Raw genomic sequence first — 16,646 nt, 5'->3', positions numbered from 1 at the left:
TATGCATAGATTTTTTGTTGGTTATGTTATAGAGTCTGACCAAGTCATTATTGATAATATCAATGATGTCAATCATATCAAAAGGGCATTAAGAGTCCAAATTAATGAAAAACTAGAGATTTGTGATGCTGCAAGCCAGGAATATGTTGTAACCGTTGAAGCCATGGATGACCAGATTGTATGTAAGGTGCTTGAAAAAAGAGAAGTCTCTAGAGAAAGTCATGTCTTGGTAGATCTTTATCAAGGATTGGCCAAAGGTAGTAAAATGGAGACAATTGTACAAAAATCCGTTGAACTGGGGGTACACAATATTTATCCTCTAAGTACAAAGCGTGTTATTGTCAAACTAGATGCTAAAGGTCAAAAAAAGAAAATTGAGAGATGGCAAAAAATTGCTGATGAAGCTGCTAAACAGTCTAAACGTTCACATATACCTGAAGTCAAACCTATGCTTGCCATAAAGGACTTGGCAGGATTGGTATCAGACTACGACTTGGTTTTAATTGCCTATGAGCTTGAATCTAGTCGTTCTTTAAAAAATCATCTGACTGATGATAAAAAGAAGGTTGCCATAGTCATAGGACCTGAAGGTGGTTTTGAAGCTGAGGAAGTGGATGCACTTGTAGATGCTGGAGGACACTCTGTCAGTTTGGGACCGAGAATTTTAAGAACAGAGACTGCTGGTATTACCATGCTTTCTATTATACAATATGCTATAGGAGACATATCAAAGTAGACACTAATGAAAGAGGATATTATGAAGAAAATACTTATAGTTGTAATGATTTTTTTACTGGTAGGCTGTAGCGGTGATTCATCTAGAAACTACAATGAAATGAGTTTGGACATGATGAATCTGAAAGGTCAAGTTGAGTCTTTTGTACAAACTGGCTACAATGATGCAGGTGAAATCACAAGCTTTGATTTTATTGATATGGGTTATTATATGAATAGCCTTGCAAGCTTTGAATATGATAAAAAAGGCAATTTGACTGCTCAAACAGATAGAAGTACTGAAGGTGATACCATTGTAACCTGGATGTATTCTTATGACAACAAGAATATGATGAATGTGTTTGCCATTGATTTTGATGAGAATATCTCTAAAATGGATTATGAACAGATCTTTAAAACAGAAGAAATGGAAAATAACACAGTCAAAGGTGTTATGTATGGTGTTGCTGGTGAAGAGAGAACACCGCTTACGGTTCATGATAGAATTTATGACAAAGATAAACTCATTGAAACAAAAGATTTTAACTTAGAAGCCTATATGGTATATGGTGTAACATACGCCTACACAGATGCAGGTTATATTTTAGAAACGGTTGCTAGTGAAGAAGTAGGTGTTTTAGATCAAATGACCATGACCTACAATGAAGACAATCAATTGCTTTCTTATACTCATTTAAATGCCAACTTTGAATCAAAAGCTAATTTTGAGTATGTGGCATTTGATGAAAAAGGCAATTGGACTGAAGCGACAGTAACCATTGATGATCTTACTTATAAACTTACTAGAACATATAGTTATTACTAATGCAAGTCACCTATAAGGTGGCTTTTCTTATTTCTTTCCTTGACCACTTGGTCAAGGTGTGTTATATTATAATTGACCACATGGTCAAAGGAGGCAAATATGACGATTATTAAATTAGAGAATATGACGAAGTATTATGGAAAGACTCTTGGCGTTGAAAATCTTAATCTTGAAATCGAATCTGGAGAAGTATTTGGTTTTATTGGACCTAACGGTGCTGGAAAATCTACAACGATTAGGACCATGATGGGCTTTATTAAGTCAAGTGGAGGTATGTGTTCTTTATTCGGCGAACCTGTTTCAGGAAAACTGCATGAGATAAAACATATGATTGGCTATCTACCTTCAGAAGTTTCATACTATGATGATATGACGGGAGGACAACTGTTAAATTACTCAATCAAGTATTATAGGGGCGATTTTACAGAAAGACTAAAATATCTATGTGATTACTTTGAACTGGACACCAGTAAAAAAATTGAAGATCTATCTTATGGCAACAAGAAAAAGATTGGCATTATTCAAGCTCTGGCTCATGAACCGAAACTTCTAATACTTGACGAGCCAACTGGAGGGCTTGATCCCATTATGCAAAATAAGTTTTTTGATCTATTAATCAAAGAAAAAGAAAAAGGGACGACTATATTTTTTTCTTCACATATCTTGGGAGAAGTACAAAAGCTTTGTGACCGTGTAGGCATTATAAAGGAAGGGCGGTTAATCAAAGTAGAAACCCTTGAAGAACTGAGTAGGGTTAAGTACAAGAAAATCAAAGTTCTTTTAAAAGAGCCTTCTACATTTGTATCACCAAAAGAAAATATAAAAGACCTAATCATCAAGGATAAGATGGTGACATGTTTGTGTATAGGAGGACTAGAGAATTTTTTAGTTGAACTTTTAAAAAATCAGATTGAAAACATATGGATTGAAGATCCATCCCTAGAAGAAATATTTTTACACCACTATCAATAAGGAGGCGCGTATGTATTTGTTAAAAAGAGAATGGCAGTCTGGTCTTAAATCACTAGTCATATGGTTACTTGCATGTGGTCTGATTATGACCATGTCCATATCTATGTTTCCATCATTTGCAGAACAGAGTGATTACTTATCTGAAGTTATGGCAAGTTTTCCGCAGGAGATGCTTCAAGCTATTAACGCCAATAACATAGATTTCTCGAATCCGATAGATTACTTTTCCTATATTTATCAGTATGTCCTCTTAGGTGCAGGCGCTATGGCTATCTTGTTGGGGATTCACAGTTTGGGAAAAGAAGAGAATGATAAAACAATTGAATTTCTTGCAGCCAAGCCAATTTCAAGATCTGATATGCTTGTTCAAAAGGGACTTCATATACTACTTTCAATTATATGCTTTTCGTTGTTTATGTCCCTTATATCCATTGTACTTCTTTATTTTATTGCAGGTGCAGAAATTAGTACTGACTTTTTTATAACAGTATTTTCATCTACTTTATTAACGCAAGTTATTTTTTCTGGAATCGGTTTGTGTCTTTCAACTGTTATTGTTAAATCAAGAGTGGCTATGCCTGTTGCTTTAGGACTGGTATTTATCATGTACTTTATAGCCATGATTCAAGGTATCTTTACTGACTTTGAATGGCTTAAGTATTTAACGCCATTTGGTATTTTTAATGTAAGAGCGGTTCTGAATGCATCTCAATATGATTTTCTAGCGCTCGGTGGTAGTCTCTTTCTACTGATTGTATTGTCTACTTTATCTTTATTCATGTATAATAAAAAGGACTTTACAAACTAGGAGATAGCATGAAAATAGAAGAATTAGCTGAGGAAAAAAGAAAAAAAATTAGAGATGCCTTAATTAAAGAGTATGCTCAAAAAGGTTATGCAGGTGCATCAACCAATACGATTGTAAAAGAAGCTGGAATTTCTAAGGGCTCTTTGTTCAACTATATCGGTAACAAAGAAGCTCAGTATTTCTATTTGATTTCATATATATTAGATTTTTTTAAAGATCGATTACAGACTTATATGGAAAGTGCTCAAGTACCAGAAGATTATTTTGATAAACTTTTGTTTAGATCAAATATGAAGATTAGGATGAGTTTAGAGTATCCTCTTGAGTATAAATTGATGTTCGATGCCTATATGGAAGAGGCACCTGAAGTGAAAGCTTTTATGGCTGAAAAGTATCAGGCCTTTGCAGCCTTGTCTATGCAGAGTGGTAAAGATAGGCTGGATGAGAAAGTTCTCAAGGATCCAGAAGATAGAGACAAGCTGGTAGAACTTGTCCATCATCTGATTGCCGGATACTCCGCTAATTTTCTGAGTAAGAGAAGTAAACTGACAGAGGGTGAATTAGCTGATGTTTTAGAGCATATGACAGAAGAACTGAATGGCTACTTCTGTCTCTTAAGAAAACAGTTTTTTAAATAAGGAGTCAAATATGAGTTTAATAGATGCGGTATTTAATAGAAGGTCGGTCAGAAGTTTTTTAACAGATCCTATTCAATCTGAAAAGAAAAGTCAACTTCTGAACTTTATAAACAACCTGGAAGTACCCTTTGAGCATAGTGTCCAAGTTAAGCTATTTGAAGCTTCTGGTGGAAAAAAACTATACACCATGTTTACTGCACCTAAAGATAACTTTGCTATTATGTCTGAGACCGATATGGTTTCGATTTCAAAGGCTGGTTTTATAGGAGAACTAGTCCTCCTATATGCAACGGATCTTGGTATATCAACTTGTTGGTTTGGCCATTATCATTTAAGAACACTCAACGATTTAATGCCTCATATGACGCCATCTGAAAATGATCCAAGATGGTCATATGGTAAAGGACCAGTAGATGGGACGCGGGTAATTGCCATTAGCCCACTGGCTTATCATAAGGAAAAGGGACTTAGGATTATTGATAGGTTACAGTCTTCAATGATGAGTCATAAGAGAAAAGCTTTGGATGAACTTCTTGTTGGTAAAAAAGACCTTTCAGAGGACATCTATTTTGCCTTGGATCTTGCTAGATTGGCTCCATCTGCTGGTAATCTACAGTTCTGGCGCTTTGATGTTTCGGAAGATGAAAAGCTTGTAAGAGTTGCCATGCCAGTAGGTTATAAACATCCTAAATGGGAGCACCCCAATGTAGACATTGGTATTGCCGCCAGTCACATTTTTTTAGGTTTAAAGGAAAGAGGTATAGATTTTTCAGTAGATATAAAAGAAGAAGAAGGATGTGCCGTATGGTACTTTAGACTATAGCATCTCCTAGAGGTGCTTTTAATTTAGACTATAATGGTGAAAATTTAATTTGCATCACACTAAATATGCTGATATAATGCTTTAATGAAAAGAGTGGAGGCAATATGAAGAAATCTGTAGCAGTCTTAACACTAGGCTGCAAAGTTAATCAATATGAATCTGAAGCAATGATAGAGCAGTTCCAATCAGCTGGCTACAATTTGGTGGATGGTGACTATGCTGATTACTATGTTATCAATACATGTACAGTAACATCTATCAGTGATAGAAAGTCTCGTCAGTTTATGAGACGTGCTCGAAAAGCCAATCCAGATGCAGTTATTGCTGTAGTCGGTTGCTACTCACAGGTATCACCTGAGCAAGTAGAAGCCATCAGTGAAGTCAATGTTGTACTGGGTACCAATGAAAAAAAAGATATACTTAAATATTTAGAGTCAGCAACACCTACAAGTAAAATTGTACAAGTTGGCGAAATCATGAAAACCAAGACTTATGATGAAATGTCTATAGAGGATACTGTTGATAAGACACGTGTATTTATGAAAATACAAGACGGGTGTAATCAGTTCTGTTCCTACTGCATCATTCCTTATGCCAGAGGGCCTATTAGGTCTAGAGATCCTAAAAATGTGGTTTCAGAAGCAAAGATCTTATCTTCAAAGGGTTTTAAGGAAGTTGTATTGACTGGGATTCACTTATCCTCTTATGGTAAAGATATAGAAAATACTTCTTTAATAGAAGTCATTGAATCCCTCAATGACATTACGGGTTTAGAGCGTATCCGATTAGGATCTTTAGAACCTAAGATCATCACTGAGGATTTTGTGAAAAGATTAAGCAAACTTGATAAGTTCTGTAATCACTTCCACTTATCTTTACAAAGTGGTTCTGACACCGTTTTAGAAAGAATGAACAGGAAGTATGATACAAATGAATACTATGAGGCTGTCAGTCTAATTAATGCTCATTTAAAGGATGCTTCTTTTACAACCGATATTATTGTTGGTTTTCCAGGAGAAAGTGACCAGGAATTTGAAGAGACGTGTGACTTTGTCAAAAAAGTAGGTTTTTCTAAGGTGCATATATTCAAGTATTCACCTAGAGAAGGTACAAAGGCTGCAGTCATGAAAAATCAAGTACACGGTGAAGTTAAGAGCGACAGGTCTCACAAGCTTCAAGATCGCTGTAAACAGGTAGAAGAGGATTACTTAAATCAATTTTTAAAAAGAGAAATGAAAGTCTTGTTTGAAGAAGTTGTAGAGGGTGCCTTTGAAGGTTTAACAGAAGGTTACTTAAGAGTTTCTGTTAGAAGCCTCGATAACCTTGTGAATACCATTAGGACTGTTAAGATTAAAGAGGTCATTGATGGTAAATTGATTGGTGACTTGTTACAATAATGTAGCAATCCTTTAGATTTCATTATATAATTATAATGAAAATAAATCTGAAGGGAGGCGAAATTAATGGACTGCATTTTTTGCAAAATTGTATCTGGTGATATACCGAGTAATAAAGTTTATGAAGACGATAAAATACTTGCCTTCAGAGATCTAAACCCTGAAGCACCAGAACATATACTTGTAATTCCTAAAGAACACATTGCTTCTTTAAAAGAGGCAAATGAATCTCATCTAGAGCTTTTAGGTTACATTCAGCTTAAGATAGCTGAGATTGCTGGGAGTCTAGGTATAGCAGAGTCTGGTTTTAGGCTTGTTGCAAATACAGGTGATGAAGGTGGCCAAACGGTACATCACTTACATTATCACCTGCTTGGTGGACGTTTTATGAAGTGGCCACCGGGTTAGACTAAAAAAATACGAAATATGTATTGAAATGTCTTTTAAAATAGGGTATAATACTTTAGTATTCTGTGTTCCCTTATAGGTTGGCACAGTACAACCTGTTTATCAGAATATGATATTTGAAATAAGGGGGTGTAAGTTAAATGGCTGGCGTTGAAGTAAGAAAAAACGAGAACATAGATAGCGCTCTTAAGAGATTTAAGAGAGAAACTGCTAAAGCAGGTACATTAGCAGAGCTAAGAAAAAGAAGACACTACGAAAAGCCAAGTGTTAAGAGAAAAAAGAAATCAGAAGCTGCTCGTAGAAAGAAGAGAAAATCTTTCTAAGGAGATGACTTATGAGCATTAAAGATCAATTGATGGCGGATTTAAAAGAAGCCATGAAGCAAAAACAAAAGTTGGAGAAATCAGTAATTACGATGCTTCGAGCTGCTATTAAGCAAGTAGAAGTAGATAAGAGAGTTGAACTTTCTGATGACGAAGTTATTGATATTGTCGCAACTCAAGTTAAGCAAAAACGAAGTGTTATTGATGAGTTCCTTAAGGGCGGTCGAGAAGACTTGGCAGATGAAGCAAGAGCAGAGATTTCTGTACTTGAAAAATATTTGCCGGAACAATTATCTGAAGATGAATTGAAAACTCTTATATCTGGTGTAATTTCGGAAGTGAACGCTACTTCTATGAAAGACATGGGCAAGGTTATGGGGATTGTTAATCCTCAAGTAAAAGGCCGTGCTGATGGTAAGACTGTGTCTCAAATCGTTAAAGGTTTCTTAAATTAATATGACTGTTTAAACGTTTATAACTGTTTCAACTCTATGTTGAAGCAGTTATTTTGTTTTACAATTGTCTCAACTAGGATGTTAGAGTGAAATATGGTAAAATTAACAGGAGTATTGGAGGAAACATGAGAGAAACAATTCAGATTCATCATGTAGATGTTATCATGCAATTGGCTGGTAACTTAGATGAACATTTTAATTATATAGAAAAGATATTAGACATCAGCTTAAGCCTTGTCAGAGATGAGATTGTTATAGAAGGCCATCAGGCATCAAAGGCTAAAAAGCTACTGGAAAAACTCATTGCCATTATAGAAGTAGGTGATGATTTAGACCTTCAAAAGATAGAGTATGCCCTTGAGCTCATTGAAGATGATGCCGAAGCGGATATAACAGATTTTTATAAGACGACCATCTGTGTCACGAAAGAAGGCAAGCCTGTTTATCCAAGAACACTTGGTCAGAAACAGTATTTAGATATTATTGACAACAAAGACTTGATATTTGGTATTGGACCTGCTGGTACAGGTAAGACTTATGTGGCAGTTGCTATGGCTATCAAGGCCTTTAAGAGTGGAAAAGTCAAAAGGATTATTGTCACAAGACCTGCCATAGAAGCTGGAGAAAACTTAGGTTTCTTGCCAGGTGATTTACAGTCAAAGGTTGACCCATATTTAAGACCTATCTATGATGCCATGGAAGAAATATTAGGATACGAGTCTTTTAATGCATACAGAGAAAGAGGCCTTGTAGAAATTGCACCGCTTGCTTATATGAGAGGTCGTACCCTTGATCATGCCTTTATCATTTTAGATGAGGCGCAAAATACAACAACAGCCCAAATGAAGATGTTTTTAACCAGGTTTGGTTTTGGTTCCAAAGTGGTTATAAACGGTGATGTGACTCAGGTAGATTTAGAAAGAAAGACATCAGGGCTTAGTCATGCTTTACATGTGTTAAGAGATTTAGATGAAATTGGCGTCATGACATTTACAGATAGAGATGTCATGCGTCATGGTTTGGTAAAGAAGATAATTAAACAATATGAACTGTTCGAAAACGATTAGGAGTTACGATGAAAGCTATTTTAAGTAAGTTTTTTAAAGATTCAGCGTTTGCAGTAAAGTTTAAAGAAATCAATGTACATATTTTGATTGGATGTCTTTTATTATTTATCATCTTACATACGACATATGCCCTGACCATATTTTCTTATCCTTATGATTATAAGGTAGGCGATATTGTAAGTGAGGATATTGTGCTTTCTGAAGATTATCATGATCTTGAGGCCACAAGTGCTTTAAAGGAAAATGTTAAGTATGAAGTGGATGAGATTTTTACAATTGATCCAAAGGTTTACTCGGATGCGAAAACAAGCATCGGCGAATTTTATAATAAGGCTTATGATATAAGAGCAGAATACACTGAGGAAGTAGAAATTAGAGAACGTGTTTTTTCTTACTTGCTAAGAGGCTCTTTTGGTCTTAATGAGGAAGAACTTAAGGCGCTATCTTCTATGGAGGATGTGGATCTAAGACTGACTGAAAATTATTCCTATGACATTTTAAAGAACATCTTAAGATCTGAAGTAACAGATGAAAATATTATCTCGAAAAAGCAGGAAGTGACGGATTATTTTAATGCTATAGAACAGATTGATGAAGCCGTTAAACCCATCATCGAAAAGATTGTACAATTTCATGTCGTACATAACAGCCACTTAGATGAAGCAGCAACGCAGGCTGCCATAGAAAATGCTCAAAATTTAGTTGAAGGTGTGGTTATTCCAGCTGGTACGATTTTGGTTTCCAGTGGACAGGCCTTAGATGAAAAGAACTATAGGATTATCAACGAGCTCGGTCTCAATGACCTGCATACATTTGAACAAAACATTCCACTTTTAAGTATGGATGTTTTAGTCATACTTATGCTTTTCTTGATGTATTTTGTTGTACGTTTTTATTCTCACAGGTACAAGAAATCCATCATGCAGGTTTATTTGAACTTTTCCATTTTAATATTGGTCTACCTGCTATCCTTTGGATTAAAAAGTTTGTCCGTATACATCATGCCCCTTGCTAGCATTGGCATGCTTATAGCAATCGTGGATGACTTTTCAAGTGGTATCATTTATTCCTTCTTTGCTACAGTCATTTTTTCAGTCATCTTTTCTGTGCCAGTAAGCTTGGCAGCAATGGTGATTTTAGGTTGTATGATATCCGCCATTATGGTAAGTGGTGTTCATCAAAGGGGCCGCATCTTTTTGGCGGGACTTACGGTGTCTGTGATAAATGCCATTATGATTGTAACTTATCTTTTAATAAGCGGATCGCAAAGTGGTTATATCATTGAATCTATGCTTCTAGGTATGTTGTCAGGTGTTTTATGTTCGGTCTTAACCATTGGATCACTTCCGATTTGGGAAACGGTATTTAGGGTTCTAACACCACTGAGACTTTTAGAGCTATCAAATCCTAATCATCCTTTGATGAAGAAGCTTTTATTAGAAGCGCCGGGGACTTACCACCATTCTATTATGGTAGCTAACCTTAGTGAAGCTGCTGTACATGACATCGGCGGTAATGCCATTATGGCAAGAGTGGGTGCTTATTTCCATGACGTTGGTAAGATTGAAAGACCATTTTTCTACGTGGAAAATCAGTTTGACAACAATCCTCATGATCAACTGGTACCCATGGTAAGCGCTAAAATTATTAAGGAGCATGTGGAGAAGGGTTTGGAGCTTGGAAGAAAGTACAAACTGCCAAATGAAATACTTGCTTTTATAGAAGAACACCATGGCACCACCATGATTAAATACTTCTATCATAAGGCCAGTGAAAACCTAGAAGAGGGTGTAGAAATTGATCCGGGTGCTTATACTTATGATGGCCCTTCACCGACTTCTAAGGAAACGGCTGTAGTTATGCTAGCTGATAGTGTGGAAGCTGCTGTAAGAAGTCTCAAACAAGGTGATGTAAAAGCGTTGATTTCTAAAATAATAGATGATAAGATAAAGAGCCATCAACTTGATAATAGTGGTTTAACTTTTGGTGATGTAGAAGTCATCAAACAATCATTTTATTCCAATCTTTCTAGTGCTTTTCACGAAAGAATTGAATACCCACAAGAGAAGACACATATTAATGTCATCAAATAAGGAGGGCAAATGGATATATCTATTTTAAATCATCAATCTGTACTAGACATTGATGATAAACTTGAAAAAGTCTTAGAAGATTTGATTCAAATGGCGATTGTTGAAGAAGATTTAGACTATGAAGGTGAAGTATCTATTATGTTTGTAGATGATGAAGAGATTCATCAGCTCAACAAGATGCATAGAGACAAGGATTCACCTACAGATGTTTTATCATTTCCTCAATATGAATCTATAAAGGATGCTGAGGAAGTAGATCCTTATATCATACTGGGGGATGTGGTCATATCGACAGAAACAGCTATGAGACAGGCTGACTCATTTGGCCATTCTTTGATGAGAGAGATTGGCTTTCTAGTAGTACACAGCATGTTCCACTTATTTGGTTATGATCATGACACAGAAGAAAATACTAAAGAGATGAGAGAGAAAGAAGAAAAAGTCCTCTCTTCATACAATTTGACGAGGTAAATATATGAAAAAGACACTAATAGCATTGCTTTTAATCCTTACACTTATACTTGTAGGCTGCGGCAATGATAAAAACTCTACAAATACAACAATAAATGCAATAGAAAACATTGAAACAAACATACCAGATGTAGATAATGGTGTTGTAGAAGAAACTGAAGAAGTTGTTACAGAGACAGAAGAAGCAGCTGGTGGGGAAGAACAAGCACCTGAGGAAGAAACATCAGATGAAGCAGTTATTGACCCGACAGGTAAGATTTTTTCTCAGTTAACAGGTTTAGAGCTTACTGAAGAAGAAAGCTTAAAGAGACCTTATGTGGTTATGCTTGATAACCATTACAAGGCAAGACCACAAGCTGGTTTATCCGATGCAGAAGTCGTTTATGAAGTTTTGGCTGAAGGCCTAATCACAAGATACATGGCTGTGTTCCAAAAAAACGAGCCAGAAGTGATTGGACCAGTCCGTTCATCAAGACCATATTATATAGAAAGGGCTTTAGAATTTAATCCGCTCTATGTACATGTTGGTGGTTCAACTCAAGCTTTAACGGATATAATAAACTATAAGATGGCAGATGTAGATGGTTTAAGTGTTGGCGCAGGTGTGTTTTATAGAACATCTCACAAGAAAATGCCCCATAATGCTTATTCATCACATGATGGTATCAGAAAAGAAGCAAACCGTAAAAACTACTTTACAGAAGTCGAGTTTGCAGGTATGCCTATTTCATATGAAAAGTATGATTTAGATGGCAATCAGGCAAATGAAGTAACAATTTGGTATAAAAAACCTTCTGGCAGTGACTCTACTGGCTATTCAGTGAGTTTTGAATACGATGAAGCAAATGAAAACTACCTGCGTTATGTCAACTCAAGTCCTCATAAGGATGAAGAGACGGACATCCATTTAAGTGCAGATAATATCATTGTTCAAAAAGTATTCCATAAGACGATTGATAGTGCAGGCAGAAGACAAGTGTCTATGGTAGGTAGTGGCGATGGCTACTACATCAACAAGGGCACATACATTAAAATTACTTGGAAAAAGACGGGGATCTATGATCAGACGAAGTACTATTATGAAGATGGTTCTGAGTTGATTCTAAACCCAGGTGTTACTTGGGTACAAGTGATCACCACAAGTATGGAACCATCTATTGAATAGGAGTTAACTATGAACAATGAAACACTATTAAAAATGGCTTATGAAGCAACTGAAAGATCATATGCACCATATTCGAAGTTTAAAGTAGGTGCAGCACTCTTAACAGAAGAGGGCAAAGTATTTACAGGTTGTAATATCGAATGTGCTTCATTTGGTGGTACAAACTGTGCAGAAAGAACAGCTATTTTTAAGGCTATTTCAGAAGGTTATAACAAGTTCGTTAAAATTGCTGTTGTAAGTGCAGGTGAAATCTTCACTTACCCATGTGGCATTTGTAGACAGGTGTTAAATGAATTTGCACCAGATATAGATATTGTACTTGACGATCACGGAGATGTGAAAGTCATCAACTTAAAGGAAATGTTGCCTTATTCATTCGGTCCGAGTGATTTAAGGTAGGGAGGAAAAATTTTGAGTTTTAAATCAGGTTTTGTAACCATTGTCGGTAGACCTAACGTAGGTAAGTCTACTTTGTTGAATCATATTTTAGGGGAAAAAATAGCTATTATGTCTGACAAGCCTCAGACAACTAGAAATAAGATTATGGCTATTCATCAAAGGGAAGAGTCGCAGGTTATCTTTATGGATACACCAGGCATGCACAAGCCTAAGCATAAGCTGGGTGAGTACATGATGAAGGCTGCAACTGAAACTTTGAAAGAAGTGGATTTAGTTTTATTTATGGTAGACGATTCTAAAAAGATTGGTCCTGGTGATCAATGGATCTTAGATACCCTTAAAGAGGCTAAGGTTAAAGTTTACTTGATCATTAACAAGATGGATTTACTTGCCATTGAAGACTATGCTCAAATAGTAGAAAACTACAAGGCGTATGACTTTATTGAAGAAATCATCGGCTTATCTGCTATCAACAATAAGAATGTAGATGTCTTAATGGATAAGATCATCGATGCCTTACCAGAAGGCCCAATGTATTATCCTGATGATATGATTACAGATCAACCTGAAAAAGTCATTGTTGGTGAAATCATTCGTGAGAAGATTTTACATTACATCAGAGATGAAATTCCTCATGGTGTAGCTGTAGAAGTTGAAAAGATGAGAAAACGTGAAAACAGTGAGATTTATGACATAGAAGCCACTATTATCTGTGAGAAGAACTCTCATAAGGGTATCCTGATTGGTAAAGGTGGTAGAAAACTCAAAGGCATAGGCAAGTCTGCCAGAGAAGATATAGAAAGATTTTTAGACATGAAGGTGTTTTTACAGCTATGGGTGAAGGTTAGACCAGGCTGGAGAGACAATGATATGCAATTAAAGAATCTTGGATATCGACATAATAAATACTAGCAAGTAATTTGCTAGTTTTTGTCCGTCAAGAAAGGAGTGAAAACATGCAAGGCTTATTTGAAGAAGAATTAAAAGTATTACTAGAACGTGTATCGCACTATATAGATCAAGGCGATATACCCGCCCTTCAGTCCATTGTAGATAACATTCACTCCGCCGACTTAACGGAGATCATCGAAGAACTAGACGAGACACAAAGAAATATCCTGATCAAGGCTTTAGATACAGAAGAAGCAGCCGAGGTATTAGAAGACATTGATTCAGAACTTTTCTCTGAAATCTTAAAGGCCTTAACATTAAGAGACAAGAGAGAAATTCTTGATGAAATGTCCCTAGATGATATTGCCGATCACCTTGGTGAGTTAGATGATAAAAGAAGTGAAGAAATTATTGGATTTCTTGACGATGAAGATCAGGACGATATTCGTGAACTGATGATTTATGATGAGGATACAGCCGGTGGTAGAATGACTACCGAGTTTATCTCATTAGAAGAAGAGTATAGTATAGAATACGCCATAGAATATCTAAGAGATCATGCACCGGATGCAGAGACCATTTACTACCTGTTTGTCATCGATGAGTACGAAAAGTTATCAGGGGTAGTTTCGCTTAGGGACCTGATTGTTGCGGATCCTAAAGATAAGGTTAAAGATATCATGAATACACGTGTTATCAGTGTAAATGTATCTGATGACCAGGAAGAAGTTGCTAGAGTCGTATCGAAATATGACTTCTTAGCAGTGCCTGTTATTGATGATTTTGACCATATGAAGGGTATCATCACAGTCGATGATATCGTCGATGTCTTAGAAGAAGAGGCAACAGAAGATATCTTAAAGATCGCCGGTGCCAGTGAACTGGAAGTAGAAAACTACGAAGAAAAGATGCATATAAGAATCTTAAACTCATTAAGGTCTAGACTGCCTTGGTTAATTGTAACCCTTTTCGGAGGTATGTTATCTGCATCGATCATTAAGAACTATCAAAGCACATTGGATTCTAATGCTGTACTTGCTATCTTTATACCAATTCTTGCTGGTATGGGTGGTAATATTGGGACTCAGTCATCTACCATTACTGTAAGAAACATTGCCATTGGTAATATTTCAGGTATAGAAGTTTGGAAGACTATTTTCCATGAGATGTCTGTTGGTCTTTTGGTAGGACTCTTTTGCTCTGGTATTGCCTTAGTAGCATCTTATCTTATTTATGATGTGTCACCACTATTAGCGGTTGTTGTGGGGCTTTCTATGTGGGCAAATATGCTTGCAGCTTCTACAATCGGTACGGTTGTACCTCTTATATTTAAAAAAGTTGGTGTCGACCCGGCGGTGGCTTCTGCACCATTTATCACTATGACCGTGGATATAACAGGATTAACGATTTACTTTTCACTTGTTATCACACTTTTAAACAATATGTTATAGAGGGCTTATGTATATAGTAACGGATGGTATTGTACTTAAACGTGTAAAGGTATCTGATTACGATAAGATCTTAACCATTTTTACAAGAAAAGCAGGTAAGGTGAGTGCTGCTGTCAAGGGGTCTCAAAATCCCAAATCAAAATTGGCTTCTGGTGCTCATCCCTTTGTTTATGGTGAGTTTTCCATTTCAAAGTCAGGCAGACTTTCTAGTGTGACTTCCATAGATGTAAAAAATGCTTTTTATCATCTCAGAGAAGATCTTGACAAATTAACCATTGCATCATATTTTTTAGAGCTTGCACATATAGTAACAGTAGAAAATATTATCAATAATAGCTTGTTTGACTTACTCCTTGTTTTTTTACAGGTCTTAGAAGGGTCGAATGATTTAAAGGTTCAACATCTGATTAAGATAGCCTTTGAGCTAAAACTCTTAGATGTTATTGGCTTGCGCCCTGAACTGAACTCATGTGTTAACTGTGGTAAGGAAACTGATGATCCAAAGTTTACAGTTGAAGAAGGCGGGGTAATATGTAAAGAGTGTTATCATCTTTACCCGGACAACTACCGTATTGGTCATGTGATTCCAAAGCTGATGAAGTTTATACTTGCATCTGATTTAGAAAGAATCCTTGAAACAGATATAGATCCTGTGCTGGTAAAGAAGATAGATTTCATTCTAAATGAGTTTCTTTTATACCATTTAGAGAGGAAAGGTTTTAGAACATTAAAACATTTTAATGAAATTACAAGCCATTCCTAATGTATTATTATAATGTATGTTGTAAAATAAAGATGGTAGAAGAAAGGAAGGTTACTATGTCAATTACATTAGAACAAGTAGATCAAGTTAGAGAGAGAACACACGTATCGTACCAAAAGGCTAAAGAAGCACTAGAAAAGACAGATGGTGATGTCTTAGAAGCTATCATTCTTTTAGATAATGAAAAACCACAGATGGATAAATTTACGCAAAACGCTTCTGATTTTGGTAATGAAGTTATTAAGACGATGAAAGACATTTTAAAGCAAGGCAATGTGAACAGAATTGTTGTAGAAAAAGATGATGAAAAAATCATGAACATTCCTGTAACAGTTGGTGCTTTAGGTGCAGTATTCTTAACTTCAGCAACAGTTGTTGGTTTAATTGCATCATTAGCAACAGGTTGTGTGATTAAGATCCATAAAGAAGATGGTGAAATCATCAATGTCAATGAAAAAGCTTCAGAGGTGATGAAGCAGACAAAAGACAAAGCTAAAGAAGTTTATGAGACGACAAAACAACATGTTCAAGATCCTCATGTTAAGCGTGAAAGAAATGTCAACGTAGATGTGACTGAAGAGAATGGTGAAGTAACTATTGAGGTAACAGAAGAAGTGACTGAAGAGTACGATGAAGCATTCGAAGAAGAATTAAAAGAAAACGATGAAGAATAAAACTTGCCTGTGATTTATCACAGGTTTTCTTTTTTTTAAATAAGCATTGCAGTATTTAGCCCAGTGTGCTAAAATGCTTATATATTAATAATGCTATGAGAAAGAGGAGTAGCGATTCTGAGATGGTAGAGAGTCTGTGGTTGGTGTAAACAGATATCGAGGGAGAGTGAAGGGCGCTTTTGAGCATATTCAACTGAGAGGGTGCTTAGCATCAATTAGGGTGGAACCGCGGAAGATATCTTTCGTCCCTACTTTTATAGTAGAGGCGGGAGATTTTTATATTTTTTGCCTCAGGAAAAAGAAGGAGG

19 protein-coding genes and 1 other annotated feature are annotated in these 16,646 nt (G+C 36.1%); all 19 genes read left to right on the top strand.

Features of this window, described 5'->3' with window-relative positions; all coding sequences use genetic code 11:
- The first annotated feature begins 1 nt into the window (after position 1).
- Positions 2-736, top strand: a complete 735-nt coding sequence (locus EZV73_RS09145; protein ID WP_240839989.1) for a 16S rRNA (uracil(1498)-N(3))-methyltransferase — start codon at positions 2-4, stop codon at positions 734-736.
- 21 nt (positions 737-757) lie between these two features.
- On the top strand, positions 758-1,540 hold the full coding sequence (locus tag EZV73_RS09140; protein ID WP_240839988.1) for a hypothetical protein: 783 nt from the start codon (positions 758-760) through the stop codon (positions 1,538-1,540).
- Between the two features lie 99 nt (positions 1,541-1,639).
- Positions 1,640-2,512: an ABC transporter ATP-binding protein gene (locus tag EZV73_RS09135; protein ID WP_240839987.1), complete on the top strand. Its 873-nt coding sequence runs from the start codon at positions 1,640-1,642 to the stop codon at positions 2,510-2,512.
- A 10-nt stretch (positions 2,513-2,522) separates the two neighbouring features.
- Entirely contained in the window at positions 2,523-3,320 is a 798-nt protein-coding gene (locus EZV73_RS09130; RefSeq protein WP_240839986.1) for an ABC transporter permease subunit, read from the top strand.
- 8 nt (positions 3,321-3,328) lie between these two features.
- A complete protein-coding gene (locus EZV73_RS09125) occupies positions 3,329-3,958 on the top strand; it encodes a TetR/AcrR family transcriptional regulator (protein WP_240839985.1) in 630 nt (209 codons plus the stop codon).
- A 10-nt stretch (positions 3,959-3,968) separates the two neighbouring features.
- Positions 3,969-4,781: a nitroreductase family protein gene (locus tag EZV73_RS09120; protein WP_240839984.1), complete on the top strand. Its 813-nt coding sequence runs from the start codon at positions 3,969-3,971 to the stop codon at positions 4,779-4,781.
- A 104-nt stretch (positions 4,782-4,885) separates the two neighbouring features.
- Positions 4,886-6,178 carry a tRNA (N(6)-L-threonylcarbamoyladenosine(37)-C(2))-methylthiotransferase MtaB gene (mtaB, locus tag EZV73_RS09115; protein WP_240839983.1) on the top strand — a complete coding sequence of 431 codons (1,293 nt, stop codon included), beginning with the start codon at positions 4,886-4,888 and terminating at the stop codon, positions 6,176-6,178.
- Between the two features lie 66 nt (positions 6,179-6,244).
- Positions 6,245-6,586: a histidine triad nucleotide-binding protein gene (locus EZV73_RS09110; protein WP_240839982.1), complete on the top strand. Its 342-nt coding sequence runs from the start codon at positions 6,245-6,247 to the stop codon at positions 6,584-6,586.
- 140 nt (positions 6,587-6,726) lie between these two features.
- Positions 6,727-6,909, top strand: a complete 183-nt coding sequence (gene rpsU / locus EZV73_RS09105) for a 30S ribosomal protein S21 (RefSeq protein WP_240839981.1) — start codon at positions 6,727-6,729, stop codon at positions 6,907-6,909.
- Between the two features lie 11 nt (positions 6,910-6,920).
- Entirely contained in the window at positions 6,921-7,364 is a 444-nt protein-coding gene (locus EZV73_RS09100; RefSeq protein WP_240839980.1) for a GatB/YqeY domain-containing protein, read from the top strand.
- Positions 7,365-7,489: 125 nt separating this feature from the next.
- Positions 7,490-8,431 carry a PhoH family protein gene (locus tag EZV73_RS09095; RefSeq protein WP_240839979.1) on the top strand — a complete coding sequence of 314 codons (942 nt, stop codon included), beginning with the start codon at positions 7,490-7,492 and terminating at the stop codon, positions 8,429-8,431.
- An 8-nt stretch (positions 8,432-8,439) separates the two neighbouring features.
- A complete protein-coding gene (locus tag EZV73_RS09090; protein ID WP_240839978.1) occupies positions 8,440-10,524 on the top strand; it encodes an HD family phosphohydrolase in 2,085 nt (694 codons plus the stop codon).
- A 9-nt stretch (positions 10,525-10,533) separates the two neighbouring features.
- The gene (gene ybeY / locus EZV73_RS09085) at positions 10,534-10,995 is read left to right on the top strand and encodes an rRNA maturation RNase YbeY (protein ID WP_240839977.1); all 462 of its coding nucleotides are present in this window, start codon (positions 10,534-10,536) and stop codon (positions 10,993-10,995) included.
- A 4-nt stretch (positions 10,996-10,999) separates the two neighbouring features.
- Positions 11,000-12,160, top strand: a complete 1,161-nt coding sequence (locus tag EZV73_RS09080; protein WP_240839976.1) for a DUF3048 domain-containing protein — start codon at positions 11,000-11,002, stop codon at positions 12,158-12,160.
- A 9-nt stretch (positions 12,161-12,169) separates the two neighbouring features.
- Positions 12,170-12,559 (top strand): cytidine deaminase, encoded by a 390-nt coding sequence (locus tag EZV73_RS09075; RefSeq protein WP_240839975.1) that lies wholly within the window; start codon positions 12,170-12,172, stop codon positions 12,557-12,559.
- Between the two features lie 12 nt (positions 12,560-12,571).
- Entirely contained in the window at positions 12,572-13,471 is a 900-nt protein-coding gene (gene era, locus EZV73_RS09070) for a GTPase Era (RefSeq protein ID WP_240839974.1), read from the top strand.
- A gap of 44 nt (positions 13,472-13,515) precedes the next feature.
- On the top strand, positions 13,516-14,901 hold the full coding sequence (mgtE, locus tag EZV73_RS09065; protein WP_240839973.1) for a magnesium transporter: 1,386 nt from the start codon (positions 13,516-13,518) through the stop codon (positions 14,899-14,901).
- Positions 14,902-14,908: 7 nt separating this feature from the next.
- A complete protein-coding gene (gene recO, locus EZV73_RS09060; protein WP_240839972.1) occupies positions 14,909-15,664 on the top strand; it encodes a DNA repair protein RecO in 756 nt (251 codons plus the stop codon).
- A gap of 56 nt (positions 15,665-15,720) precedes the next feature.
- Positions 15,721-16,338: a DUF4342 domain-containing protein gene (locus tag EZV73_RS09055; protein WP_240839971.1), complete on the top strand. Its 618-nt coding sequence runs from the start codon at positions 15,721-15,723 to the stop codon at positions 16,336-16,338.
- Between the two features lie 86 nt (positions 16,339-16,424).
- Positions 16,425-16,591, top strand: a binding site (T-box leader).
- The last annotated feature ends 55 nt before the right edge of the window (positions 16,592-16,646 follow it).

Origin of the sequence: Acidaminobacter sp. JC074 (genome assembly GCF_022496765.1) — a bacterium.
In the GTDB taxonomy this organism is placed as follows: Bacteria; Bacillota; Clostridia; order Peptostreptococcales; family Acidaminobacteraceae; genus JABXKX01.
Note: the sequence above shows the minus strand (reverse complement) of the source record. Positions and strands in the feature narration are given on the sequence as shown.